Source organism: Mesorhizobium sp. WSM3873, from assembly GCF_001672445.1.
Lineage (GTDB): Bacteria > Pseudomonadota > Alphaproteobacteria > Rhizobiales > Rhizobiaceae > Mesorhizobium.
In genome coordinates, this window is the sequence record NZ_LYTM01000003.1 from 189,593 (window position 1) to 213,406 (window position 23,814).

Below are 23,814 nucleotides of genomic sequence, written 5' to 3' on the forward strand. Positions count from 1 at the left end.
AAACTGTGCAGTGGTTTTGCGAAAGCGACATGCATGAAAACAAAGCACGTGAGTCTGCCCCAGCGCCACCCGTTTAATTCGGCCGCGCGCCGCAACTATGGCGGCTGTTAACATTTTCGCCACAAAAATGCCGCCGCATTCGGCTCAATGAAAATATCCGCGAGGGGTTGGCTATTGCTTGCGGTAAGGAATTTTCAAGGTTAACGGGCTTACGGTCCATTGGTGTTGAGCCTGCGGGCCGGCCATGCCGAGGCCGTTGGCCTGAGAGAAAAGACAAAGCCGTATCGATGTTTGCCAAGCTTGCCCGCACCGGAGTCCTTGTCGCCGCGATAGGCATCGCCGGCTGCAATGATTCGTCGATGAAGGATTTTGCGCCGGAGGCGAACAAGCCCCTGCCGGATAAGATCCTCGCCGACATGAAGGCCAAAGGCATGGTGCGCACCTCCTCGGTGATGGCGCGCATCTTCAAGGAAGAAGGCAAGCTGGAGATCTGGAAGGCCAAGACCAACGGCCGCTACGATCTCGTCGCCAGCTACGACATCTGCAAATGGTCGGGCAAGCTCGGCCCCAAATACACCGAGGGCGACCGCCAGGCGCCTGAAGGCTTCTACACGGTGCGTCCGTCGCAGATGAATCCGCGCTCGAACTACCATCTGTCCTTCAACATCGGCTATCCCAACGCCTATGACAGGGCCAACGGCCGCACCGGCTCCAATCTGATGGTGCACGGCGCCTGCTCCTCGTCCGGCTGCTATTCGATGACCGATGCCCAGATCGAGCAGATCTATGCTTTCGGCCGCGATGCCTTCCAGGGCGGCCAGACCGAGTTCCAGATCCAGGCCTTCCCGTTTCGCATGACCGCCGCCAACATGGCGCGCTACCGCAACGACCCGAACTACGAGTTCTGGAAGATGCTGAAGGTCGGCTACGACAATTTCGAGATCACCAAGGTGCCGCCGAAAGTCGACGTCTGCGAGAAGCGCTACGTCTTCAATCAAGTAGCGCCAGAAGGCACCACCTTCGACCCGACAGGTGCCTGCCCGGCAATGACACAGCCTGATTCGTTGAAAACGGCCTACGCCGACTACGAAAAGCGCTACGACGCCGCCTTCAACTCCGCGGTCAAGGGAAGCATACTACCGCCTAAGCCGGCCATCGCCGGCATCAAGGAAGCCAGCATCGTTTCCGACTGGTCCAAGCGCCGCGCCCGCGGCGAGCGTGTGCCGATCGACCCGCCGTCGATGAATGCCGACGGCTCGGTAACCGAGACGACGCGGATGGGCCGCATCGATTCCCCGCTCGGCCGCAAGATGGCCGCGCTCGACGCGGAGAAGGAGGCCAAGCGCAAGGCCGAGGAGCAGCGGCTTGCGGCGATCGAGGCGGCCAAGGCCGCCAAGGCGCAAGCGCAGGCTGAAAAGGCAGCCGCCAAGGCGCAGGCCCTGGCCGAAAAGGAAGCCGCCAAGCAGGCGGCTCAGCAGCCGGTGGTCACCGCAGGCGTCGAGGCGGCTTCCGCGCAACCGGCGCTGGAAACGCAGCAGGCGGCAAGTGCCGACGAAGGCACGGTCTCGAAGCTGAAGAAGAAACTGCTCGGCATGTTCGGCGGCTGAGATTTCTCGATCTTGGCCGGATCCGCCGCTACCTACGATCTGAAGGGGCTGAACTGCCCGCTGCCGGTGCTGAAGGCGCGCAAGCGTCTGGCCGCGATGCGGCCCGGCAGCCGTCTGTGGCTGGAAACCACCGACCCGCTGGCCGTGATCGACATTCCGGCCTTCTGCGCCGATGCCGGCCATCAGCTGATCGAGACGGCGGCGGTCGACGGCGGCCATCGCTTCCTGGTGGAGCGCGGCGGCGCGGCATAGGCCAATCGGACCTCTGGAGCTACAGCCCGGCGATCGCCAGCGGATTGGCCTCGAGCGCCGCCCGGTCGGGCGTGTCGATCGACGGCTTGTTGGTGAAGGCGGAAAACAGCCGCTGGACATAATCTTCCGGCATGTCGAGCGTGATCAGCACCAGCCGCGTGCCGCGCCGTCCGTCTGGCCATGACGGCAGCCTGGCCGGCGGATGCAGGATCTTCTGCACGCCGTGGATCACCAGCGGCCGTGACGGATCCTCCTGAAGTTCGATGACGCCCTTCATGCGCAGCAGTTTTTCGCCATGCGTGGAGCGCAACAAATCGAGGAACATCTCGATCGCCGAGAACGGCACCGGCCCGTCATGGACGAGCGAGTGGGAGCGCACGCGGCCGTCGTGGCGGTGATCATGATGATGGGGGTTGTGTTCATGACCGTCATCATGGTGGTGATGATCATGCGCCGCCTCCTCTCCGAGCCAGCGCCGCACGTCGGCGCTCTTGGTTTCGGGATTGTAGAGGCCGCAATCGAACAGCGACGCTGCCCCGGTAGCGGGGTCATTGACGTCGAGCAGGACCGCGCTCGGATTTATCTGATGAAGTCGCGCCCGCAGGGCCTCGGCGTCGCTTGCCTCGGCGAGATCGGTCTTGGTCAGCACGATGCGGTCGGCGACGGCCGCCTGCTTCACCGCCTCGACATGGTTATCGAGCGTGGCCGCCCCGTTGACGCCGTCGACCAGCGTGATGACGCCGTCGAGCCGGAGAGCCTGCACCAGCGCCGGATGCGCCATGATCGACTGCAGCACCGGTGTAGGATCGGCAAGGCCGGTGGTTTCGACCACGACGCGCGCCAGCCTGGCGATGCGTCCGGTCTGCAGCCGGTCGACGAGGTCGGCCAGCGTATCGACGAGTTCGCCGCGCACCGTGCAGCAAAGGCAGCCGTCGGAAAGCTGGATGATGCCGTCTGAGGCTTGCTCGACGAGCAGATGGTCGATCGCCACCTCGCCGAACTCGTTGATGATGACGGCCGTGTCGGCAAGCGCCGGATCCTTGAGCAGCCGGTTGAGCAACGTCGTCTTGCCGGCCCCGAGAAAGCCGGTGAGCACCGAGACGGGTATGGGAAAGCCGCTGCGCCCGGTCATGGCGAGTTTGCCGCCTTGGCCGGCTGATCCCCCTGCGCTGCAGCGGCAGCGGTCGCGGCGGGTGTGGCGCCGGCCGGCAGAGGCTTGTCGGGCCGCCAGCTGGGCAGCGGCACATCGGCATAGTTCTGATCGGTCTGGTCGACGAAAGCCTTGGGCGCCGGCCCGGTGGCCCCGCCAAGGCCGACCGCGATCAACGTCGGGTGATCGAGTTTCACCTGATAGGGCGATTTGGCCTTGTCCTTGGCGGCGACGGCAGGCGCCGCCTCCGACTGCTGTTCCTTCGGCTTCTTCTTGCAGATCTCGTCCTGCAGGTCGTTGGGCGACAGCGTGTCGCCATATGGCTTGAGCGCCGCGAGCGTCGTCGACCAGGCCGCCGGCGCGTCAAAACCCTGGTCGAGCAGCTTCGCCGCCGCTTCGGCGCGGCTGATGGCGGATTTTTCGCCGAGCACCACGGCAACCAGTGTGCGGCCATCGCGCGTCGCCGAGCCGATCATGTTGAAGCCCGAGGAGCAGACGAAGCCGGTTTTCATGCCGTCGGCGCCGGGATAGCGCCCGATCAGCAGATTGTAGTTCGGGATCGCCTTCTTACCGACGGCAAGGCCCTCGATGGAGAACCATGGCGCATATTGCGGGAAGTCGTTGCGAAGCGCCGTCACCAGGACGGCAAGGTCGCGCGCGGTCGTGTACTGGTCGGGCGAGAACAGCCCATTCGGGTTGACGAAATGCGTTCCGACCATGCCGAGCCTGGCGGCCTCGGCATTCATGCGGTCGGCGAAGGCGGCCTGCGATCCGCCGATGTTCTCGCCGACGGCCATGGCGATGTCGTTGGCCGACTTGACCAGCATCATCTTCAGCGCATTGTCGAGCCGCATGACCGAGCCCGGCTTGAAGCCCATCTTGCTCGGCGGCTCGCCGGCCGAATGTTTCGTCACCTTGATCGGCGAATCGAGCGCCACCTCGCCGGCGGCGATCGCCCGGAACGCCACATAGGCCGTCATCAGCTTGCTCAGCGAGGCCGGGTACCAGCGCTTGAAGGCGTCCTGATGCTCCAGCACCTTGCCGCTCTTCAGGTCGAACAGCACCACCGGATTGGCGCGCGCAGTGCCGGAAAGCATCGGCAGCGCCAGCGCCCCCGCAAGCAATAGGTTGAGGAAATGCCTTTGCCGCATGATCAATTCCGAAATCGCCTCTTGCCGTAGTTGCCGCTGGCTCCGTAAGATTTCGCTGCGCGATGGCCAGCATAGTGCGGACCGACCCTCGACTCCGGGCCGCATTATGCGGTGCTATTTACCCTATGTGACGTCAAAATGGCAAAGTGCCAGACGATCACACTTGCCGGGCAGCGGCCCTGAATTGCCTGCCCCAACAAAGAAATGGAACGATTATGCCAATTCTCAACCGTGCCGCGGAAATGCAGGAAGAAGTCGCGGGCTGGCGGCGACATCTGCACCAGACGCCGGAACTGAACTTCGACGTTTTCCAGACCGCCGCCTTCGTCACCGACAAGCTGCAGGCTTTCGGTTGCGACGAGGTTGTGACCGGCCTCGGCAAGACCGGCGTCGTCGGCATTATCCGCGGCCGTAAGGGCGAGGGTCCGGCAATCGGCCTGCGCGCCGACATGGACGCTTTGCCGATCAACGAGATCACCGGCAAGCCGTACGCGTCGAGCGTTCCCGGCAAAATGCATGCCTGCGGCCATGACGGCCACACCGCCATGCTGCTCGGCGCAGCCAAATACCTCGCCGAAACGCGCAATTTCGCCGGCTCCGTGGCGGTGATCTTCCAGCCCGCCGAGGAAGGCGGCGGCGGCGGCAACGAAATGGTCAAGGACGGCATGATGGACCGCTTCGGCATCTCGAAGGTGTTCGGCATGCATAACATGCCCGGCCTTCCCGTCGGCGAGTTCGCCATCAAGCCCGGCCCGATCATGGCGGCGACCGCCGAATTCACCATCACCGTCAAGGGGCATGGCGGCCATGCGGCGATGCCGCACGCCACGATCGACCCGATCGTAATTACCAGCCACTTGGTGAGCGCTTTGCAAACCATTGCCTCACGCAGCACCGATCCGGTCGAGGCCGTCGTGGTGTCGGTGACCAAATTCCATGCCGGCGATGCCTACAACGTGATACCGGAAAAAGCCGAGATCGCGGGCACGGTGCGCACGCTGAAAAAGGAAGTGGCCAGGAAAGCGGAAGAGAAAATCCGCGCCATTTGCGTTGGCCTGGCATCAGCCTTCGGCGCGACGATCGAGGTCGACTACGACCCCAACTATCCCGTCACTTTCAACCATCCGGAAGAGACGGCCTTCGCCAGCGATATTGCCGCCGGCGTCGCCGGCGACGCGAATGTCCACCGCGCCATCCAGCCGGTGATGGGCGGTGAGGATTTTTCCTACATGCTGGAAGCGCGCCCCGGCGCCTTCATCTTCATCGGCAACGGCGACACCGCCGGCCTTCACCATCCGGCCTATGACTTCAACGACGAGGTCATCCCGCACGGCATGAGCTATTGGGTGAGGCTGGCGGAGACGGCGCTGGCCGCCTGACCGCTTTGCACGGAGGCGACCTTCCCGGCCGATTGGCGCCATGGAGCAAGGCGCGGCGCCGATCTGTCGGTAACGCCTCTTGGCGAACCGGCCCGAAGCGTTTATGTGTCGGGCCGCGTGGTCCCGTAGCTCAGTAGGATAGAGCGGCAGATTCCTAATCTGTAGGTCACAGGTTCGATTCCTGTCGGGATCACCAGCTAAGTCAAAGGGTTGGCTGACTTTTGCAATGCTCCCATGTTGCATTTTCTTGCAACTGGCTCCCGTTGCTTTCCGTTCGCCTCGAATCTCAAGCACTCCCTGGCCGCCGCGGTGAGAGCGCGAACAGCGGCAATCAGATGCGCCGGCCCGTCTTGGCGTCGAACAGATGCGCCGAGGCGCGGTCGATCTCGATCCGCACGCTCTCGCCTTGCTTCAGCGCCAGCCGCTCGCGGAAAAGGCAGGAGATCACCTCTCCGCCGCAGTCGACCGTGGCGAAGATTTCCGAGCCGGTCGCCTCCATGAGCGTGACTGTGCCGGAGAGACCCTGGCCGGTCGCCCGGATATGCTCGGGACGAATGCCGTAAACCAGTTCCCTTCCCGCGGCCTCGCTCGGCCGGATGCCTTGCGGCAGCGGCAAAGTCAGCCCACCGGCGCTGCGGAAGATGCCCTCCTCGATGTGGCCGTGGATGAAGTTCATGGCCGGCGAGCCGATGAAGCCGGCAACGAACAGATTGGCCGGCCGGTCGTAGAGATCGAGCGGCGCGCCGATCTGCTCGACCAGACCGTCATGCAGCACGACGATCTTGTCGGCCATGGTCATCGCCTCGATCTGGTCATGCGTGACATAGATGGTGGTGGTGCCGAGCCGCTGATGCAGCGCCTTGATCTCGCCGCGCATCTGCACGCGCAATTTGGCGTCGAGATTGGAGAGCGGCTCGTCGAACAGAAACACCTGCGGGTCGCGCACGATGGCGCGGCCCATGGCGACGCGCTGGCGCTGGCCGCCGGAAAGCTGGCGCGGATAGCGGTCGAGCAGCTTCTCGAGGCCGAGAATGCCGGCTGCCCGCTTCACCCGGCTCGCGGTATCGGCCGGATCGGCTTTCTTGATCTTGAGGGCGAAGCCCATATTGTCCGCCACCGTCATGTGCGGGTAGAGCGCGTAGTTCTGGAACACCATTGCGATGTTGCGGTCCCGTGCCCTGAGGTTGTTCACGGTGCGCTCGCCGATTGCGATCTTTCCGGCCGAGATCGTTTCCAGCCCCGCGATCATGCGCAGCAGCGTCGACTTTCCGCAGCCCGACGGTCCGACCAGGATGACGAACTCGCCATCGGCGATATCGACGCTGACATCGTGGATGATCCGAGTGGCTCCGAAAGCCTTCTGCACGTTGTTGATGCTTACCGATGCCATTGCGTATCTCCCGAAAGAATGAGGGACGGATCAGGCGCTCAGCCACCCTTGACCGCGCCGGCGGTCAGCCCGGCGACGATCTGCCGTTGCGCGAACATGGTCAGCACCAGCACCGGCAGCGTCACCACGAGCGCTGCGGCGGCGAGCGGCCCCCAGCTCACCTGCTCGTAGGACAGCATGTTGTAGACCGCGACCGGCAATGTCCGCGTCTCGCGGCTGGCGAGCACCACGCCGAAGACGAAGTTGTTCCACGAGAAGATGATCGACAGGATGAAGGCGACGACGATGCCGGGCTTGGCGATCGGCAGCGCGACCAGGCGAAACACCTGCCACGAACTGGCGCCGTCGATGTTGGCGGCCTCCTCCAATTCCATCGGCGTCGTCTCGAAATAGCCGATCATCACCCAGACCACGATCGGCACCGTCACCACCAGATGAATGATGATCTGCGGCCACAGCGTGCCGAGGATGCCCAGCCACTGAAACAGGAGGAACAGCGGGATGAGATAGGAAAGCCCGGGCGTCATGCGGGCGATCATGATGACGATCGCCGAGCGTTCCGCCTTGAGCCTGGCGATGCCATAGCCGGCCGGCACACCGATCAGCAGCGCCAGCAGCGTCGCCGTGCCGGTCACCAGCACCGAGTTCCACAGATAGAGCAGGAAATTGTTCTCCTCGAACACCTTTGAGTAGTTCGACCAGGCGAAGCGCTCCGGGATCAGGATCGGCGGATAGGCGCCGTTGTCGATCTCGAACTTCAGCGACAGCGAGATCATCCAGAGGAAGAACAGGATCGCCGGCGAGACCAGCACCAGCGCCGCGAAGAACAGGCCTATCTTGTTGAGCAGCCGCGAGCTCACCTATTTGCCCTCCGTGTCGACCCATTGCGAGCGCTGGCGCAACATCAGGAGGATGAAGGACAGGGCCACGATGACGATGAAGAACACCACCGCCATGGCCGAGCCGTAGCCCATGTCGTAATAGGAGAAGGCGGTGTTGTAGAGATAGATGTTGATTGTTTCCGATGCCGTGCCCGGCCCACCTTGGGTCATCGCGTAGATGATATCGAAGCTCTTGAGCGCATCGATCGTGCGGATGATGACCGCGATCATCAGAAACGGCGCGATCATCGGCAAGGTGAGGTAGCGGAACTGCTGCCAGGCATTGGCGCCGTCGATCTCGGCGCTTTCGAACGGCTCGCGCGGCACGGATGCCAGCCCACCCAGCACGATCAGCATCACCAGCGGCGTCCACTGCCAGGTCTCCACCGCGACCAGCGAAGGAATGACGGTGTTGGCGTTGAAGATCCACTCCTGCGCCGGAATGCCGACCAGCGACAGGAGATAGTTGAGCACGCCGAGCTGCGGATGGAACATCATGGTCCAGACCAATGCCACGGCGACGGGTGTGGCCATCATCGGCATCACGAAGACGCCGCGCAGCAGGCCGCGCAAGGCAAACCTGGCGTCGAAAATGAGCGCGGCGACGGTACCGAAAAACATCGGCGCGACCACCGACAGGAAAGTATAGATCAAGGTATGCCAGAGCGATTCCCAAAACCGCGGATCGCTCGCCAGGCGCATATAATTTTCCATCCCGGCAAAGCTTCGCGATTGGCCGAGCGTCCAGCTGTTGACGCTCATCCACAACGTGAAGGCCCAGGGAAAGACGATCACGGCGCCGACGACGACGAGCGCAGGAATGACGAAAGGCCAGTAGTTTGGAGCCAGCCGGATCGGCTGGCTCTCTTCGACGGCTTGCGTCGTCACCCCTGCGCGTTCCGGGGCGATGGCGGACATCAGCCTTGCTCGCTCCTGTCGAGAACCGGCTGGAACTGCTCGGTGGCCTTCTTCAGTTCGTCGGCGGGATCGGCGCCGGCAATCATGTTGGTCAGCGCCACGCCATAGATGTCGCGGAACTCGGTGACCGGGATGATGACCGGCAGCGCCAGCCGGCTGATATTGCCTGAGCCGACCACGGCATCCAGCCAGCTCGCCGGCATGGTGACGCCTTCGCGCACCTTGGGGTCTTCCAGCACCGACTTGCGGAACGGCACGCCGGCGCCGGCCTGCAGCAGGCGCGCGCCCATGGCGGGTGACACGGCCCACTGGCAGAACAGATAGGCCGCTTCCTTCTTCGCGCTGGCGGACGTCACGCCGATGCCGTCGCCGAAAGTACCCGCGGCATGCGCCTTGGGACCCTTCGGCATGACGCCATAGCCGACCTTGCCGACGACGCGCGATTTTTCCGGATTTTCCATCGGCGGCGCGAAGCCCACGCCATCGAACCACATGCCGATCTTGCCCTGCAGGAAGGCGGATTGCGCCTCGGCCCAGTTGAAGCCGGTGACGCCGGGAGGCGCGGCCTTGGTCATCAGCCGCTGATAGAGGGCGGCAGCCTCGATCGCCTCCGGCGAGGTGGTGCGCAGCTTGCCGTCGCTGCCGAGCGGCGTCATGTCGTAGCCGAGCATCAGCGACGTCCACACCGGCGTGTTGGCGTTCTTGAGACCGCGTGCGACGAAACCGAAGGTGTTGCTTGAGGGATCCGTCAGCGCTTCGGCGGCAGCCACCAGCTGCTCGAAGCTCTCGGGATATTTTATACCCTTGGCGTCGAACAGCTCCTTGTTCCAGTAGAGGATCCAGTAGTCGACCGAGAATGGCAGCGAGCGCAGCACGCCCTGGCCGTCCTTGGCGAACTGGATGCCCGCCTCGGCGAAGTCGCTTTCGGTCAGGCCTGGATCGGTGAGGCCCGGATCGGCAACGAAGCCGGAAATGTCGGCCAGCCAGCCGCCCTTCTCGAACTGGCGCTTCTGCACATGGTAGCTCAGATGCACGACGTCGAAGCTCGGCTTGCCAGAGCTGAGTTCGATCACCGTCTTCTGGCGCTGCTGCTGTTCGGGTGTCGCCTCGGCATTGACCTTGATGCCGGTCAGCTCCTCGAACTCCGCGAGATTCTTCAGGATGGTGTCGCTGCGCGGGCTCTTGACCAGGTTGACGTCGAGCGTCGTGCCGGCAAAGCGCTTCCAGTCGACGCCCGCGGCGAAGCTCGGACGAAGACCGACGAGGCCGGTGGCGGCGAGAGCCGCGGTTCCCTGGAGCAGCTGCCTTCTGGTTGGACTGAATGGATTGGACGACATTTCTTCCTCCCGGTTGTCGTTGTCGATTACGCCACGACGATTGCGGCGCGGTTTTGCTTCCTCAAATCTGCAGCGCCAGCCGGCGCGCATTGTCGATGTGCTGGCTGATCGCCTCGACCGCCATCTGCGGATCGCGTTTCTCCAGGGCCTCGATCACCGCAAGATGCTCGCGCATGACCGGCACGACGCGACCGTCGATGCGGAACCGCTCCTGGTGGATGAGTCGGATCTTCACCGAATTGACTAGATAGGCCTTGGCGACGATCTCGTTGCCCAGCGCGCTGATGAAGGTGTCATGCATGGCCCAGTCGATGTTCTGGGCCTTGGCTTCCATTTCGGGGGTCGGGGTCTGCGCCAGCGCCTGGGCGAGCATGTCCTCGTGCTCGCGCCTGAGACCCGCAATCTCGGCGTCGGGCGCGTTGACGGCAAACAGCGCGACAGCCTCGCGCTCCATGAATAGGCGGAACTGGAAAGCCTCTCGGATCAGACTGATGTCGATATGCGCGATCTGCATGCCGCGTTGCGGTATCGTGGTCAGCAGCCCCTCGGCCTCGAGCCGCGGCACGATCTCGCGGATGGCTCCGAGCGGCAGGCCGGTGAAGGCGACCAGCTCGCGCTGCGAAACGAACTGGCCGGGCCTGAGGTCGCGGGCCAGCAGATGCCGCGTGAAGCTGGCATAGGCCTTCTCCCTGAGGGTTGCCGGTTCGCTCGTGTCGTCCATGCCGATCAGCGCCCTCCCCGGTTCAGGCTGCCTGTGTCGCAAACAGTCTGTCGTAAGCGGCGCCAAGCTGCTGCCGTTCCTGCAAGGCTACCGGCTCGAGCGGCGGCCGAACCGTCAGCCAGCGTTCGTCGCCGGTCTGGCGCGCCACCATGGCCTTCACCGCCGGGATGACCGGATGCCGGAGCAGTTCGAGGACGAAGCTTTCCACGCGGGAGTCGTCGCGTCCGCTCTCGATCATGGCGCGCAGTTCGCCGGCGGCGAAATTGGCCATGCCGGAAATCGCGCCCTGGCCGCCGATCCGCACCGCCGGCGCCAGATGCCGTTCGTCGCCGATGAGGATGATCAGGTCGCCATGCGTCTTGAGCAGCGCTTCGCTGTAGCCCCAGTCTCCACCGGAATCCTTGACCCCGGCGACCACGCCCGGATACGCCTTGCGAAGCCGGCCGATCAGGTCGAGCGACAGCTGCACCGTCGTGACCGAGGGGATGTTGTAGAGCAGCATGCCGCGGGCCAGCGGACCGAGCGCGGCGAACACGGCGCCGAACCAGCCGAACAACCCGTCGTCACCGACATTCTTGAAATAGCTCGGCGGCGCCAGAAGGATGTTGCGGGCGCCGCGCTGCAACGCCTGGCGGCACTGCTCGGCAGCGTCCTCCGCCGCATCGACCAGCACGCCTGCAACGAGTTGGTCGGCGGATATGCCCGCCGCAAGCATGGCATCGATGACCGCCTGCCGCTCCGCCGTACCGACGGAAGCGCCTTCGCCGGTGGTGCCGAACAGCGTTACGCTGCTGCAGCCAGCATCGAGACAGGCCTTAGCATGCTCGGTCATCAGCGGAACGGCGATCCGCCCGGCTGCATCAAAGGGCGTTGTGAGCGCAACCGACAGACCAAAGCGCGAACCCACCTGCAATTCTCCATTCATCAATCCGCGAGCAGGCGTAGCATACTGACATGTTAGTTGTAAACATAGCTCTCGATCACGCTTGGCTGCGGCTGGAAACAATTCACAATGCCTGTAGAGCCAGTCCCGCCAGCGCGGATGCCGCGAGCGTCGGCAGCATGCCGGCCTTCAGCCTGAGCATGGCGACCATCGCCGCCGCCGACAGCAGCGCCGCGCGCCAGTCGAGCGAGGAAACGACCGGAACCTCGACGCCCCAGCCGACTCTCTCGACCTTGCCGAAGACGACATGCAGCGCGAACCACAGCGCAAGGTTCATCACCACGCCGACGACCGCTGCCGTTATCGCACCCAGCGCCGCCGACAACGCCTTGTTCTGCCGCAGCTGCTCGATGTAGGGCGCGCCGAGGAATATCCAGAAGAAGCAGGGCGCAAAGGTAGCCCAGAGCGTCAGCGCCGCCCCCAGCGGCCCTGCAAGCAGAGGGCTGAGCGTACCCGCATGGCGATAGGCGGCCGCGAAGCCGACGAATTGCAGCACCAGGATCAGCGGTCCGGGCGTCGTCTCGGCAAGTCCGAGCCCGTCGACCATTTCTCCGGGCGAAAGCCAGCCGAACGAGGTCACCGCGGCTTGCGCGACATAGGCAAGAACCGCATAGGCGCCGCCGAAGGTGACGACCGCCATCAGGCTGAAGAAGCCGCCGATCTGCGCCCATACGCTCCCTGGCCCTGCCAGCACGGCGATCAGCGCCACCGGTCCGAGCCAGATCGGCAGCCAGATGGCGATGGTCCGGGCTGCGTGCCATCTGGTCGGCACGGTGTGGCCGAGCTCGCCGCGCTCGAACATCAGGTCGACCACGCCGCCTCTGTCGGCGGCGGCGTTGCCCTTGCCATGCGCCGAACCCGAAAACAGCCTGGGTGCAAAGCGATTGCCGACCCAGCCAATGAGTCCCGCCGCAAGCACGATCAGTGGAAACGGCAGCTTGAGGACATAGATGGCGAGAAAGGCCGCCACCGCGATGGCCACCATGACCCGGTTCTTCAGCGCCCGCTTGCCGATGCGGATCACCGCTTCGACGACGACCGCCAGCACCGCCGCCTTGATGCCGAAGAACAGCGCCTCGATGACCGGCGCGTCGTTATAGAGCATGTAGAAACTGCTCAGGGCAAGCATGACCAGTGCGCCCGGGAGCACGAACAATGTCCCGGCGACGAGGCCGCCGGCCGTCCGGTGCAGCAGCCAGCCGATATAGACGGCAAGCTGCTGCGCCTCGGGACCCGGAAGAAGCATGCAGTAGTTCAGAGCATGCAGGAACCGCTCCTCGCCGATCCAGCGGCGCTCCTCGACCAGTTCCTTGTGCATCAGGGCGATCTGCCCGGCCGGCCCGCCGAAAGAGAGCAGGCCGATCTTGGCCCACAGCCGCGTCGCATCACTGAAGGTCGGCACAGCCGGGACATCGGCCGGCTGCGCGGCGCTGTCCTTGGCAAGCACTGTCATTGTTGCTTACCCCCCGCCGGCCAGTTATGCGTCTCGTCCGTGGCGTCGCGGCACCAGCGGAAGAAAGCATCATAGAGCAGCATGCCGGCTTCGAGCTGTTCCAGGTCGTCGCGGAACATGCGCGACAGGCCGAGCGACGCGGCGAGGAACCCGGCAGCCTGCGGCACCAGGTCGAGACGCGCTGTATCCGCGCCGCGCACGATCAGCGCCAGACGATCGAGCGCCTCGGTGCCCAGGCCGAACTCCTCAATCATCGTGTCGAAAGTGCAATGATCGCCGCGATGGCTCCAGAACACGCCTTCGATGTCGAAGGGCACCGCGGCGAAGCGGTCCGCGACCAGGGGCACCTCGGCCGGGTCGACGAACAGGAACACGGCGCCAGGATCGACAAATCGTCGGATCAGCCAGGGGCAGGCGATGCGATCGACCTTCGGCCGGGAACGCGTGACCCATACGGTGCGACCCTTCCCGTCGCGGGGCGGAATGGCGTCGGCCGCGACTAACGGGGCCTTGGCGGCGGCCCAGGCCGCGAAACCGCCTTCCAACGATTCCGCCGGAATGCCCTCGTGGCGCAGCCACGCGGCAACGCCTTGCGAGAGTTTCTCTCCGCGCTGGCAGATGACCACGACCTTGGATCCGCAGAAGTCGGCCGCCCAGGTCGAGACGGTTCTGAAGTCGCGCCGGCAAGAAGCCGGCAGCAGCCGCGGATCGGCTTGAAAGTCGTCGTCGATGCGTACGTCGACGACGCGAGGTGCATCCGGCAGGCCGACGAGTCGGGCAAGCTGCGGCACTGTGATCTGAGTTGTTGACGGCATGGCGTCCACCTCCTGAACGAAGAGAGTTTGGACGCGATCGTTGGGCTGACGCCTCACGGGGTCGTCGCGGGGAACCCCTTAGCCAGGATGCTGGAACGCTCCCCCACGATTGTCAAGAATTCTTGTCGAGGAAGGCGCGGCCCCGCACCTTCTTTGGAAGGTGCACTTACTGCGCCGTCCAACCGCCATCCATCGGCAGGGTCGTGCCGGTCATCTGCTTGGCCGCATCCGAGCACAGGAACAGCGCCAGCGCCGCCAGCTCCTCAACGGTGACGAACTCCTTGGTCGGCTGCGCGGCAAGCAGCACATCGTGCTTGACCTGTTCCTCGGTCATGCCGCGCGCCTTCATCGTGTCGGGGATCTGCTTCTCGACCAGCGGCGTCCAGACATAACCGGGCGCAATCGCATTGACGGTGATGCCATCCTGCGCGACTTCCAGCGCCACGGTCTTGGTCAGGCCGGCAATGCCGTGCTTGGCCGAGACATAGGCCGACTTGAACGGCGAGGCGACCAGCGCATGCGCCGAGGCCGTGTTGATGATGCGGCCCCATTTGCGGCTCTTCATGCCCGGCAGCACCGCCTTGATGGCATAGAACGCGGCAAGCAGGTTGATGCGGATGATTGCTTCCCACTTGTCGTCGGGGAACTCGTCGATCGGCGCGACATGCTGGATGCCGGCATTGTTGACCAGGATGTCGAGGCTGCCGAACGCCTCCTCGGCCTCGCGGATCATGGCGGTGACCGCCCCGCCGTCCATCATGTTGGCGCCGGAATAGCGGCACTTGACGCCGAAATCCCTCTCGATGCCGGCGCGCTCCTTTTCGATCGCCGTGGCATCGCCCAGGCCGTTGATGGTTACGTTGGCGCCCTCGGCGGCAAAGGCGCGGGCGATTGCAAGGCCGATGCCGCTGGTCGAGCCAGTGACGAGCGCATTCTTGGAAGACAGGGAACCCATGGCAGATCTCGCACGTGGAGGGAGGGACTGTTGAAGCACATAGTTTGTGCGTCGCAACATAACAATGCCATGCCCGTATTTCGGTGCGATTACAATGTTGTGATGCAGTTCGAGCGACAGGAAGCTGGCGGTCCTAGGGCGTACATGGCACTGTCATGGTGCCGTGCAACATAATCCCCTGTGCGTGTCCCGTGTGTCATTCCTGAAGGGTGAACAGCTTGGAAATCGCCGAAGTCGTGAAGCGCGCCTATGCGATGCCGCTTACCAACCCTTCTTTTCCGCCAGGCCCCTACCGTTTCTTCGACCGCGAATACATCATCATCACCTACCGCACGACGCGCGAGGCGCTGGAAGCCGTCGTGCCGAAGCCACTCGAGATCGATGAGCCGCTGGTCAAGTATGAGTTCATCCGCATGCCGGATTCGACCGGCTTCGGCGACTATACCGAGACCGGTCAGGTGATCCCCGTGCGCTTCGGCGGACAACATGGCGGCTATGTCCATTCCATGTATCTCGACGACGACGCGCCGATCGCCGGCGGCCGCGAGCTCTGGGGATTCCCGAAGAAGCTGGCCAGCCCCAAGATCGTGCATGAGGGCGAGGTCGTGGTCGGCACCCTCCACTATGGCAGCGTGCTCTGCGCCACCGGCACCATGGGCTACAAGCACCGCGAGGCCGACCACGACCAGGTGCTCGCCTCGCTCGCCGCGCCAAACTTTCTGGTCAAGATCATCCCGCATGTCGACGGCAGCCCGCGCATCTGCGAGCTGGTCCGTTACTACCTCACCGACGTGACGCTGAAGGAAGCCTGGACGGCGCCGGCCGCGCTCGACCTTCGGCCGCACGTCATGGCCGACGTCGCCAAGCTGCCGGTACTGGAGGTGGTCTCGGCCGTCCACTTCATCGCCGATCTGACGCTCGGACTGGGCGAGGTCGTTCACGACTATCTCGCCGGCCGGTCCGCGACCAGCGCAATCCAGCCGGAGAAGGCTCGTGCTTGAACGCACCCCAAAAACGGCGGCAGCCGCCACCATCGAGGAAATAACGGCGCAATACGACCGCATCGCCCTGGTGTTCCAGGGGGGCGGCGCGCTGGGCGCTTATCAGGCCGGTGTCTATCAGGCGCTGTCCGACGCCGGCTGCGAGCCGACCTGGCTGTCCGGCGTCTCGATCGGCGCGATCAACGCATCGATCATCGCCGGCAACGAGCCGAGCCGGCGCCTGCAGCGGCTGGAGCAGTTCTGGCAGACGGTCTCGGGCCGCAAGATCTGGGCCTATACGCCCGAAGGCGACATCTATCGCGACATCCGCAACCGCACTTCTTCGTGGATGACGATGACTATGGGCCAGCCCGGCTTCTTCAAGCCACGCAATCCAAATCCCTGGTTCCAGCTGCCGGGGGCGGAAGGCGCTACCAGCTTCTACGACACCGCCGAGCTGAAGGACACGCTGGAAAGCCTGATCGACTTCGACATTCTGAACGACGGTAAAAAGCGGCTGAGTGTCGGCGCCGTCAATGTCAGGACCGGCAACTTCGTCTATTTCGACACCGACAAGGTGCGCATCGGACCGGAGCACATCATGGCGAGCGGCGCGCTGCCGCCGGCCTTCCCCTCGATCCGCATCGAGGGCGAGTACTACTGGGACGGCGGCATCGTCTCCAACACGCCGCTGCAATATCTGCTCGACCAAGAGGAGGACCGCACCTCGCTGGTCTTCCAGGTCGATCTGTTCAGCGCTCGCGGCGTGCTGCCGCGCGGCATGGCCGACGTGCTGTCGCGTCACAAGGACATCATGTATTCCAGCCGCACGCGCCAGAACACCGACAATTTCCAGCGCATCCATGCGCTGAAGATGAAGCTGCTCGATGCACTGAAGCGCGTTCCGCCGGAATTTCTGATAGAGGGCGAGAAGGAATTGATTGCCGACTATTCCGACGCCGGCGTGGTCAACATCGTCCACCTGATCTACCAGCACAAAGGCTACGAAGGCCACGCCAAGGACTATGAGTTCTCGGGGACCTCGATGCGCGAGCACTGGGAGATGGGCCTCGAGGACACCGAACGGACGCTGCGACACAAGGAGTGGCTGATGCTGCCGACCAATGTCGAAGGCGTCGCCATCCACGACCTGCATCGCGAAGACCCGACCTGATACCTTTCGGCAACTATGACCCGCCGTCGGAAAACTCCGGCAGGTCCTTTGCCGGCCAGTGAGCGCTCGCTCGACGCACTGGATACAAATGAAGACGGCGGCGCAAACGGCGCCGTCTTTGTCTCAGCGTCTTTGCCGCCGCTGATGTGAGGCTGCAACCTATCCGGCTATCTTGAGCAGCGAGGAAACGAGGAGCTTGTGCTCCTGCTGTGACAGCACGTCTGAATCGAAAAGATTCATGCTGCGCAGCCCCTCGATGGCGAGGAAACAAACCAGCAACGAGCCGAGGTCGTCCGTTTCCCCCTTCAGCCGTTCGAACAGCTGCCGCTTGAAGGCTTTGATCGGCGTCAGGAATTCCGGATCCTCGGCGATCGCGGAGAACATCCAGGAGGCCGAAGGTTTCGGCTTCTCGCAATCATCGGCCGAGAGCCGTATGTAGGCCGCGAGCGCGCTTTCATCGCTTGCCTCGGCCGTGCGTTCTTCGAGCGCCTGCTCGAAAGCATTGAGGTAATTCTCGACCAGCCCCTGCATCAGCTTGGCCTTGGTCGGGAAATTGTAGAGCAGACCGCCCTTCGACACGCCGGCCCGATTGGCGATGGCGTCGAGCGACAGGCTTCCCGGGCCCGCCTCGCGCGCCACGTCGGCTGCCGCTGCAAGTATCCTGTCGCGCGAGTTTGCCCTGCGAGCTTTCATCACGCCTTCCCCTTACATTAGGCCTTGTGGAATTGACAAGACCGTCCAGACGGTACAGTAAGGCGCCCGCAATTTGAAATCGGGATTTATCGTCGATATGTGTCCCGGCAATTGACGTTGCCGGTTGCCGGCTCGAGGGGAACTATCCGTGAAGCGCTTCTTCATCATCACCGGAATTCTGCTGCTGCTCGCCGTGGTGTGCGCCGGCATCGTCGGCTTCAACCTGTTTCGCGACAATGCGATCAAGCAGTTTTTCGCCACCATGAAACCGCCGGCGGCGACAGTGTCGACCATCGTGGCGAAGCCTTCGAACTGGACGCCCGGCGTCGAGGCGATCGGCACCGTCAACGCCGTGCGCGGCGTCGACCTGACCGTCGAAACGGCCGGCATCGTCAAGGACATTCTCTTCCACGCCAACCAGAAGGTCGCGGCCGACGCTGTGCTTCTGCAGCTCGACGATGCTGTCGAGAAGGCCGATCTGGTGGCGCAGAAGGCTCAGGCCGCATCCGACCAGGCGGCGCTGACCCGCGCGCTGGAATTGCAGCGGCGTGGCGTCGGCACCGACGCTACGCTTGATGCCGCGCGCGCGGCGGCGACCGCATCGGCCGCGCAAGTGAACAAGCTGCAAGCCGTGCTCGACCAAAAGCAACTCGCAGCTCCCTTCACCGGGACGGTCGGCATTCCTAAGATCGATATCGGCCAGTATCTGGCGCCCGGCAACTCAGTTGTGACGATCCAGGATCTGGACACGATGCGGGTCGACTTCACCGTGCCCGAACAGCAGCTGCCGCTGCTGAAGATCGGCCAGACGGTGCGGATCGGCAGCAACGCTGCCGACATGTCCTTTGCCGGCTCCATCCGCGGCATCGACCCCAAGATCGACCCGGCAAGCCGGCTGGTGTCGATCCGCGGCGAGGTCGCCAACCCCGAGGGCAAGCTGACCCCGGGCCAGTTCGTGCAGATCCGCGTCGAGTTGCCGGAGGAAAGCAACGTCATCTCGGTGCCGCAGACGGCGGTGACCTCGAGCCTGTACGGCGACTATGTCTTCGTGGTGGTGCCGCCCAAGCCCGCTGAGGCCGGCGCTGCCGCGCCAGCAAAACCGGAAGACCAGAAGGCCGGCGCGGAGAAGCCTGCCGGCGATGCAGCCAAGCCGCAAGCCGATGCCTCGAAACCGGCCTCCGATACGGCAAACGCCGCCGACAGCGCGGCGAAGCCGGCTGAGAACGCTCAAAAGCCGGCCGAAGCCGGGCAGCAGCCGGCGCTCGTTCTATCGCAGGTCTTCGTCAAGCTCGGCCGCCGCAACAACGGCATGGTCGAGATCGTCGAAGGCTTGAAGGCCGGCGACCAGGTCGTGACCGCCGGTCAGAACCGGCTCTTCAACGGCATGTCCGTTGCGGTCGACAACACCGTTGATCCCAGCAAATCGGCAAACAAGCAGGTTCAGCAATGAGCTTTTCCGATATCTTCATTCGCCGCCCCGTCCTCTCGACGGTGCTGGCCTGCATGATCCTGCTCCTGGGTTTCCAGGCCATTTTCAACCTGTCGATCCGCCAGTATCCGAAGGTTGACGAGACGGCGATCACCATCACCACGGCCTATCCCGGAGCCAGCGCCGACCTGATTCAGGGCTTCATCTCCGCGCCGATCGCGCGCGCCGTCGCCTCGACGGAAAACATCGACTACGTCACCTCGTCGAGCCGCCCGTCTTCGAGCACGGTGACCGTCCAGATGAAGCTCGGCTCCAATCCCGATGTTGCGTTGACCGAGGTGCTGTCCAAGGTTCAGGGCGTGCGCGGCACCTTGCCGGATGCCGCCAAGGATCCGGTGATCGTCAAGGGCACCGGCCAGCAGTTCGCGATGATGTATATTTCGATGCAGAATCCGAACATGACGAAGGAGCAGCTGACCGAATACATCGAGCGCGTCGTGCGGCCGCGCATCTCGACGGTGGAAGGCGTCGCCGACGTCCAGATCTTCGGCGCCGAGGAATATTCGATGCGGGTCTGGATCGACCCGGTCAGGCTCGCAGCCCGCGGCGCCACGGCCGCCGACGTGCTGACTGCGATCAACAATTCCAATTTCCTGTCCGCGCCCGGCAACACACAGAACGAGTATGTGGTTTCCTCGATCGCGGTTCACTCGACCCTGCAGACGCCGGAAGCCTTCGCGCAGCTCCCCATCCGCTCGACCGACGGCCAGGTGGTGCGGCTGCGCGATGTGGCTCGGGTCGAGCTTGGCGCCGCCAGCACCGACACGAGGGTGAGCTTCAATGGCAAGCCGGGCACCTTCCTGGCCATCTTCCCGACGCCGGCCGCCAATCCGCTGACGACGGCCGAGGCTATCCACAAGATCGTGCCGGTGATCCAGGATACCTTGCCGAAGGGCATGACGATCGAGATCGTCTACGATTCCACCGAGCAGATCAGCGCCTCGATCGAGGAGGTGTTCAAGACCATCGGCGAGGCTGTCGCCATCGTCATTCTCGTAATCCTGCTCTTCCTCGGATCCTTCCGCTCGGTGATGATGCCGATCGTGACCATCCCTCTGTCGCTGATTGGCGTCTGTTTCATTCTGTTTGCGGTAGGCTATTCGATCAACCTTCTGTCGCTGCTTGCCATGGTGCTGGCGATCGGCCTTGTCGTCGACGACGCCATCGTGGTGGTGGAGAACATCCACCGCCATATGGAGGAAGACGGTATGTCGCCGATGCAGGCGGCCTTCAACGGCATGCGCGAGATCTTCTCGGCAATCGTCGCCATGACCATTACGCTGGCCGCCGTGTTTGCGCCGCTTGCCTTCACCGGCGGCCTGACCGGCGCGCTTTTCCGCGAGTTCGCGGTCACGTTGGCCGGCTCCGTGGTGCTGTCCGGCCTGATTGCGGTGACCATCACGCCGATGATGTCGGCTCGCCTCTTGAAGGCCGGCGCGCACGGCCGCTTCCAGCGCATCGTCGACGGCACCTTCAGCCGTGTCGAGCGCGTCTACGAGCGGGCCGTGACCGCTTCGCTCAGAAACAGGCCGGTTACCTTTATCATCGTCGTCGCGCTGGTCGCGCTCACCGGCTTCATGTTCACCAAGACCTCGACCGAACTGGCGCCGGAGGAAGACCAGGGCTTCCTGCTTTCCATCGTAACCGCCCCGCGCTACGCGACCTCGGACTACACCGAGACCTACGTCAACCAGATCCTCGGTCTTGTTAAGGACATTCCGGAAACGCGGGCGCAGTTCTCGGCGGTCGCCTTCGGCGGCGCCACCAACGGCGCCTTTGTCGGCTTTGCCTTCAAGGACTGGGCCGAACGGCAGCGCAGCTCGAAGGAGATCCAGGCCGACATCACCGGTCGCTTGGCCAAGGTCGCCGGCGTCGAGGCTTTCGTCTTCGCGCCGCCGACGCTGCCCGGCTCGGGCGGCGGCCTGCCGATCTCGATGGTGGTTCGCTCGACCGGCGATCCCTCGGAAGTCTTCGACCAGGCCGAGAAGATCAAGAACAAGGCGCAGGCTTCAGGCCGCTTCATCGTCGTGCAGAACTCGATGTCCTATGACGCGCCGCAGGTCACCGTCACCATCGACCGCGAGCGCGCAGCGGCGCTGAACCTGCCCATCGCCGACATCGGCAACACGCTGACGCTGCTGGTCGGCGGCGCCGAAGTGGCGCAGTTCGATCGCGACTCCAACAGCTATGACATCATCCCACAGGTGCCGCAGGAGTTCCGCGACAATCCGGCGAAGCTCGGCGAGTATTTCGTGCGCAGCGTCGACGGCAAGATGGTGCCGCTGTCGGCGGTGGTGCATATCTCGACCAACGCCTCGCCGGCAGCGATCGAGCAGTTCAACCAGCTGAACTCGGCCACCATCTCCGCCCTGCCCTTGCCCGGCGTGACCACCGGCGACGGATTGAAAGTGCTGGAGGATCTGGCCAGGGAAACGCTGCCCGACACCTTCTTCATCGACTATTCCGGCCAATCGCGGCAGGAAAAGGAGCAGGGCAACACCATCCTGATCGCCTTCGCGGCCGCCGTGATCGTGATCTACTTGGTTCTGGCCGCTCAGTTCGAGAGCTTCCGCGATCCGCTGATCATCATGATGGCGGTGCCGCTTTCGATCTTCGGTGCCATCGTGCCGCTCAATATCGGCCTCGGAACGCTCAACATCTACACGCAGGTCGGACTGATCACCCTGATCGGCCTCATCACCAAGCACGGCATCCTTTTGGTGGAATTCGCCAACCAGCAGCGCGAAATCCATGGCATGCGGCGCCGCGATGCCATCATCGCCTCGGCCAAGGTGCGCCTGCGGCCGATCCTGATGACGACGGCCGCGATGGCGCTCGGCGTCGTGCCGCTGATCATCTCCAGCGGCGCCGGCGCCGCGGCGCGCTACTCGATGGGCCTCGTCATCTTCACCGGCATTCTGGTCGGCACGATGTTCACGCTGTTCGTCGTGCCCATGTTCTACACCTTCATCGCCAGCAAGGATCTGCCGCATCTCGCCGAGAAGCCCGATCCGAAGCTGATGCCGGCGCTGCCCACCTGAAGCAATCCAGGACTGCTCCAAAAACAAAAAGAGGCCGGAAAATCCCGGCCTCTTTTTTAGGCGGTCGCCCCACGGCTTCGGCGCCAGAGCAATTCCAGGAAAAGTGTGGAACGGTTGCTCAGCGACTTCGCCTGGCCTTCCGTCCGGAATTGCGTCGAACCTGGCTTGAAGGCGGCAATCCGCCCGCTACTTGACCCGTTACTTTACGATGAGGATGCTGGTGTTGCCCGGGCCGAAGGCCTCGACGAGCTGATAGAAGTCGGCCGCGGCATCGGGATGCAAACGCACGCAGCCATGCGAGGCTGGCCGGCCAAGATGCTTGATGGCATAGGTCGCATGCACCGCATAGCCGCCGCTGAAGAAGACCGAATGCGGCATCGGTGCATTGTCGTATTTCTTCGAATACCACATCTCATGCATGCGGGTCGGCTTGAATGACCCTGTCGGCGTGATGTGCCCCCTGTCGCCCGTCGACACTTTCCAGGTGAACGTCGGCCGGCCGTCGACCGTGACTTCCATGATCTGCTGCGACAGCGAAACCCGGGCGACGAGCTGGTTGGCATGAGCGGCGTTGCTGCCGAAGAGCAGAGCCGCGCCGGTGAGCGCGGCGGCGGTGACGTGGATGAGCTTGGCTGAAATGGCGGTATGCATGACGATCCCTCTCTCTCTCTCTTATGCCGGTCGGGCCGGCTGCAATTTCGATGGATCGTCTTATCGGGATCACCTGTTTCAGGCCTATTTCGCTTAATATGCGTTAATGTTTCGAATTCGTTTCTCTAAGTTAACGGCCTAATTCCAGAGAACACGCTCCCTTAGACCGGCTGCCGGCAATACCAAGCGGGCCGAAACCGGCGGACAAAGCGTATATGACTTTGATATGAAAGCCTTTCTCCTAATCTCGAAACCGAATTGCAACAAAACGCGACTTGCGCGGCATGATGCGGATACAGGCCCGCAGCAATGTCGAGGTCACGGGAACAGACATCAGCAAACGAAAATGGGCAGGAAATCGAAAGTTCGCACCTGGTTTCTCAGGATCGGCGTCTAGGCGCCATGAATTCCGGCGAGGTTTCGACACTGCACACTGCACTGTTCATCGCCACGGTCTGGATCATCTCCAGCCTGCGCGTCAACCGGCTGAGGGCCCTCTGGCGGGTCGGTCTTCGGCTGATAGGGATGCGCGGCCCCTCCGGCTACTTGCTGCCGAGAGGACCGAAGGCCCGCGCCGCAGCGGGGGGCTCCGTAAGCGGCGCGGGCGCTTCGGGAGTTTCCTGAAGCATCGACGACTATCGAATTGGGGATTGAGTTATGAAGACGAAATTTGCCGCTTCGGTGCTGTCCGCACTGCTTTATGCCCAAGGGCTGCTTGGCTTTGCCGCGCTTGCAACGGTGCTGCTCAAGGAGCGCGCCCACGCCGAGATCGCTGCCAGCGCCGAAATGCTGTCCGGCCCCTCGGTCCTCGTGGTGCGCTAGGCGCCGGCGTCG

General features: G+C 63.6%; 21 protein-coding genes and 1 tRNA gene. 9 read left to right on the forward strand and 13 right to left on the reverse strand.

Features of this window, described 5'->3' with window-relative positions; translation table 11 throughout:
* Positions 1–287 precede the first annotated feature (287 nt).
* Both A9K71_RS03555 and A9K71_RS03560 read left to right on the forward strand, forming a co-directional pair.
* Positions 288–1,607: a murein L,D-transpeptidase family protein gene (locus A9K71_RS03555; RefSeq protein WP_066990368.1), complete on the forward strand. Its 1,320-nt coding sequence runs from the start codon at positions 288–290 to the stop codon at positions 1,605–1,607.
* A 12-nt stretch (positions 1,608–1,619) separates the two neighbouring features.
* Positions 1,620–1,859 (forward strand): sulfurtransferase TusA family protein, encoded by a 240-nt coding sequence (locus tag A9K71_RS03560; RefSeq protein WP_066990371.1) that lies wholly within the window; start codon positions 1,620–1,622, stop codon positions 1,857–1,859.
* A 19-nt stretch (positions 1,860–1,878) separates the two neighbouring features.
* On the opposite strand, the gene A9K71_RS03565 is transcribed toward A9K71_RS03560, so the two are convergent.
* Positions 1,879–2,991, reverse strand: a complete 1,113-nt coding sequence (locus A9K71_RS03565; protein ID WP_066990374.1) for a GTP-binding protein — start codon at positions 2,989–2,991, stop codon at positions 1,879–1,881.
* The gene (locus A9K71_RS03570) at positions 2,988–4,160 is read right to left on the reverse strand and encodes a D-alanyl-D-alanine carboxypeptidase family protein (RefSeq protein WP_066990377.1); all 1,173 of its coding nucleotides are present in this window, start codon (positions 4,158–4,160) and stop codon (positions 2,988–2,990) included. The genes A9K71_RS03565 and A9K71_RS03570 overlap by 4 nt, the downstream gene beginning before the upstream one ends.
* A gap of 215 nt (positions 4,161–4,375) precedes the next feature.
* Between A9K71_RS03570 and A9K71_RS03575 the strand changes: the two genes are divergently transcribed.
* Together A9K71_RS03575 and A9K71_RS03580 are read left to right on the forward strand one after the other, a co-directional pair.
* Positions 4,376–5,539: a M20 aminoacylase family protein gene (locus A9K71_RS03575; protein WP_066990381.1), complete on the forward strand. Its 1,164-nt coding sequence runs from the start codon at positions 4,376–4,378 to the stop codon at positions 5,537–5,539.
* Positions 5,540–5,658: 119 nt separating this feature from the next.
* Positions 5,659–5,735, forward strand: a tRNA-Arg gene (locus A9K71_RS03580).
* A 135-nt stretch (positions 5,736–5,870) separates the two neighbouring features.
* Here A9K71_RS03580 and ugpC read toward each other — a convergent pair.
* The 9 genes from ugpC to A9K71_RS03625 all read right to left on the reverse strand — a co-directional run bounded on the left by ugpC (position 5,871) and on the right by A9K71_RS03625 (position 14,952).
* Positions 5,871–6,929, reverse strand: a complete 1,059-nt coding sequence (gene ugpC / locus A9K71_RS03585) for a sn-glycerol-3-phosphate ABC transporter ATP-binding protein UgpC (RefSeq protein WP_066990385.1) — start codon at positions 6,927–6,929, stop codon at positions 5,871–5,873.
* Positions 6,930–6,967: 38 nt separating this feature from the next.
* Positions 6,968–7,789, reverse strand: a complete 822-nt coding sequence (locus A9K71_RS03590) for a carbohydrate ABC transporter permease (protein ID WP_066990388.1) — start codon at positions 7,787–7,789, stop codon at positions 6,968–6,970.
* Entirely contained in the window at positions 7,790–8,728 is a 939-nt protein-coding gene (locus A9K71_RS03595; protein ID WP_066990391.1) for a sugar ABC transporter permease, read from the reverse strand.
* Positions 8,728–10,065 carry a sugar ABC transporter substrate-binding protein gene (locus A9K71_RS03600; protein ID WP_066990504.1) on the reverse strand — a complete coding sequence of 446 codons (1,338 nt, stop codon included), beginning with the start codon at positions 10,063–10,065 and terminating at the stop codon, positions 8,728–8,730. The genes A9K71_RS03595 and A9K71_RS03600 overlap by 1 nt, the downstream gene beginning before the upstream one ends.
* Positions 10,066–10,126: 61 nt before the next feature.
* Entirely contained in the window at positions 10,127–10,786 is a 660-nt protein-coding gene (locus A9K71_RS03605) for a GntR family transcriptional regulator (protein ID WP_066990394.1), read from the reverse strand.
* Between the two features lie 22 nt (positions 10,787–10,808).
* Positions 10,809–11,693, reverse strand: a complete 885-nt coding sequence (locus A9K71_RS03610) for a dihydrodipicolinate synthase family protein (protein WP_082980323.1) — start codon at positions 11,691–11,693, stop codon at positions 10,809–10,811.
* Positions 11,694–11,793: 100 nt separating this feature from the next.
* Entirely contained in the window at positions 11,794–13,182 is a 1,389-nt protein-coding gene (gene chrA / locus A9K71_RS03615) for a chromate efflux transporter (protein ID WP_066990401.1), read from the reverse strand.
* Entirely contained in the window at positions 13,179–13,997 is an 819-nt protein-coding gene (locus tag A9K71_RS03620; RefSeq protein ID WP_066990403.1) for a sulfurtransferase/chromate resistance protein, read from the reverse strand. Before A9K71_RS03620 ends, chrA begins: the two co-directional genes overlap by 4 nt.
* A 166-nt stretch (positions 13,998–14,163) precedes the next feature.
* Complete coding sequence (locus tag A9K71_RS03625) at positions 14,164–14,952, reverse strand: 3-hydroxybutyrate dehydrogenase (RefSeq protein ID WP_066990407.1); 789 nt, start codon at positions 14,950–14,952, stop codon at positions 14,164–14,166.
* 218 nt (positions 14,953–15,170) lie between these two features.
* On the opposite strand from A9K71_RS03625, the gene A9K71_RS03630 reads away from it, so the two are divergent.
* Together A9K71_RS03630 and A9K71_RS03635 are read left to right on the forward strand one after the other, a co-directional pair.
* On the forward strand, positions 15,171–15,953 hold the full coding sequence (locus A9K71_RS03630) for an acetoacetate decarboxylase (protein WP_066990410.1): 783 nt from the start codon (positions 15,171–15,173) through the stop codon (positions 15,951–15,953).
* On the forward strand, positions 15,946–17,106 hold the full coding sequence (locus tag A9K71_RS03635; RefSeq protein ID WP_066990413.1) for a patatin-like phospholipase family protein: 1,161 nt from the start codon (positions 15,946–15,948) through the stop codon (positions 17,104–17,106). The genes A9K71_RS03630 and A9K71_RS03635 overlap by 8 nt, the downstream gene beginning before the upstream one ends.
* A gap of 159 nt (positions 17,107–17,265) precedes the next feature.
* Here the strand turns inward: A9K71_RS03635 and A9K71_RS03640 are convergent, their stop codons facing one another.
* The gene (locus A9K71_RS03640; protein WP_066990416.1) at positions 17,266–17,799 is read right to left on the reverse strand and encodes a TetR/AcrR family transcriptional regulator; all 534 of its coding nucleotides are present in this window, start codon (positions 17,797–17,799) and stop codon (positions 17,266–17,268) included.
* A 148-nt stretch (positions 17,800–17,947) separates the two neighbouring features.
* Between A9K71_RS03640 and A9K71_RS03645 the strand changes: the two genes are divergently transcribed.
* Both A9K71_RS03645 and A9K71_RS03650 read left to right on the forward strand, forming a co-directional pair.
* Positions 17,948–19,249, forward strand: a complete 1,302-nt coding sequence (locus A9K71_RS03645; RefSeq protein ID WP_082980316.1) for an efflux RND transporter periplasmic adaptor subunit — start codon at positions 17,948–17,950, stop codon at positions 19,247–19,249.
* Positions 19,246–22,329 carry an efflux RND transporter permease subunit gene (locus A9K71_RS03650; protein ID WP_066990424.1) on the forward strand — a complete coding sequence of 1,028 codons (3,084 nt, stop codon included), beginning with the start codon at positions 19,246–19,248 and terminating at the stop codon, positions 22,327–22,329. The genes A9K71_RS03645 and A9K71_RS03650 overlap by 4 nt, the downstream gene beginning before the upstream one ends.
* Positions 22,330–22,527: 198 nt before the next feature.
* Here A9K71_RS03650 and A9K71_RS03655 read toward each other — a convergent pair whose 3' ends face one another.
* On the reverse strand, positions 22,528–22,980 hold the full coding sequence (locus A9K71_RS03655; RefSeq protein ID WP_066990426.1) for a L,D-transpeptidase: 453 nt from the start codon (positions 22,978–22,980) through the stop codon (positions 22,528–22,530).
* Between the two features lie 657 nt (positions 22,981–23,637).
* Between A9K71_RS03655 and A9K71_RS29750 the strand changes: the two genes are divergently transcribed.
* On the forward strand, positions 23,638–23,802 hold the full coding sequence (locus tag A9K71_RS29750) for a hypothetical protein (protein WP_082980317.1): 165 nt from the start codon (positions 23,638–23,640) through the stop codon (positions 23,800–23,802).
* Positions 23,803–23,814: the final 12 nt, after the last annotated feature.

Excerpts from the sequence above, each read along its gene's own strand:
- A9K71_RS03555 (WP_066990368.1), top strand. The coding sequence starts at position 288 with ATGTTTGCCAAGCTTGCCCGCACCGGAGTCCTTGTCGCCGCGATAGGC.
- A9K71_RS03565 (WP_066990374.1), bottom strand. The coding sequence starts at position 2,991 with ATGACCGGGCGCAGCGGCTTTCCCATACCCGTCTCGGTGCTCACCGGC.
- A9K71_RS03570 (WP_066990377.1), bottom strand. The coding sequence starts at position 4,160 with ATGCGGCAAAGGCATTTCCTCAACCTATTGCTTGCGGGGGCGCTGGCG.
- A9K71_RS03575 (WP_066990381.1), top strand. The coding sequence starts at position 4,376 with ATGCCAATTCTCAACCGTGCCGCGGAAATGCAGGAAGAAGTCGCGGGC.
- ugpC (WP_066990385.1), bottom strand. The coding sequence starts at position 6,929 with ATGGCATCGGTAAGCATCAACAACGTGCAGAAGGCTTTCGGAGCCACT.
- A9K71_RS03595 (WP_066990391.1), bottom strand. The coding sequence starts at position 8,728 with ATGTCCGCCATCGCCCCGGAACGCGCAGGGGTGACGACGCAAGCCGTC.
- A9K71_RS03600 (WP_066990504.1), bottom strand. The coding sequence starts at position 10,065 with ATGTCGTCCAATCCATTCAGTCCAACCAGAAGGCAGCTGCTCCAGGGA.
- A9K71_RS03605 (WP_066990394.1), bottom strand. The coding sequence starts at position 10,786 with ATGGACGACACGAGCGAACCGGCAACCCTCAGGGAGAAGGCCTATGCC.
- chrA (WP_066990401.1), bottom strand. The coding sequence starts at position 13,182 with ATGACAGTGCTTGCCAAGGACAGCGCCGCGCAGCCGGCCGATGTCCCG.
- A9K71_RS03620 (WP_066990403.1), bottom strand. The coding sequence starts at position 13,997 with ATGCCGTCAACAACTCAGATCACAGTGCCGCAGCTTGCCCGACTCGTC.
- A9K71_RS03625 (WP_066990407.1), bottom strand. The coding sequence starts at position 14,952 with ATGGGTTCCCTGTCTTCCAAGAATGCGCTCGTCACTGGCTCGACCAGC.
- A9K71_RS03640 (WP_066990416.1), bottom strand. The coding sequence starts at position 17,799 with ATGAAAGCTCGCAGGGCAAACTCGCGCGACAGGATACTTGCAGCGGCA.
- A9K71_RS03650 (WP_066990424.1), top strand. The coding sequence starts at position 19,246 with ATGAGCTTTTCCGATATCTTCATTCGCCGCCCCGTCCTCTCGACGGTG.
- A9K71_RS03655 (WP_066990426.1), bottom strand. The coding sequence starts at position 22,980 with ATGCATACCGCCATTTCAGCCAAGCTCATCCACGTCACCGCCGCCGCG.
- A9K71_RS29750 (WP_082980317.1), top strand. The coding sequence starts at position 23,638 with ATGAAGACGAAATTTGCCGCTTCGGTGCTGTCCGCACTGCTTTATGCC.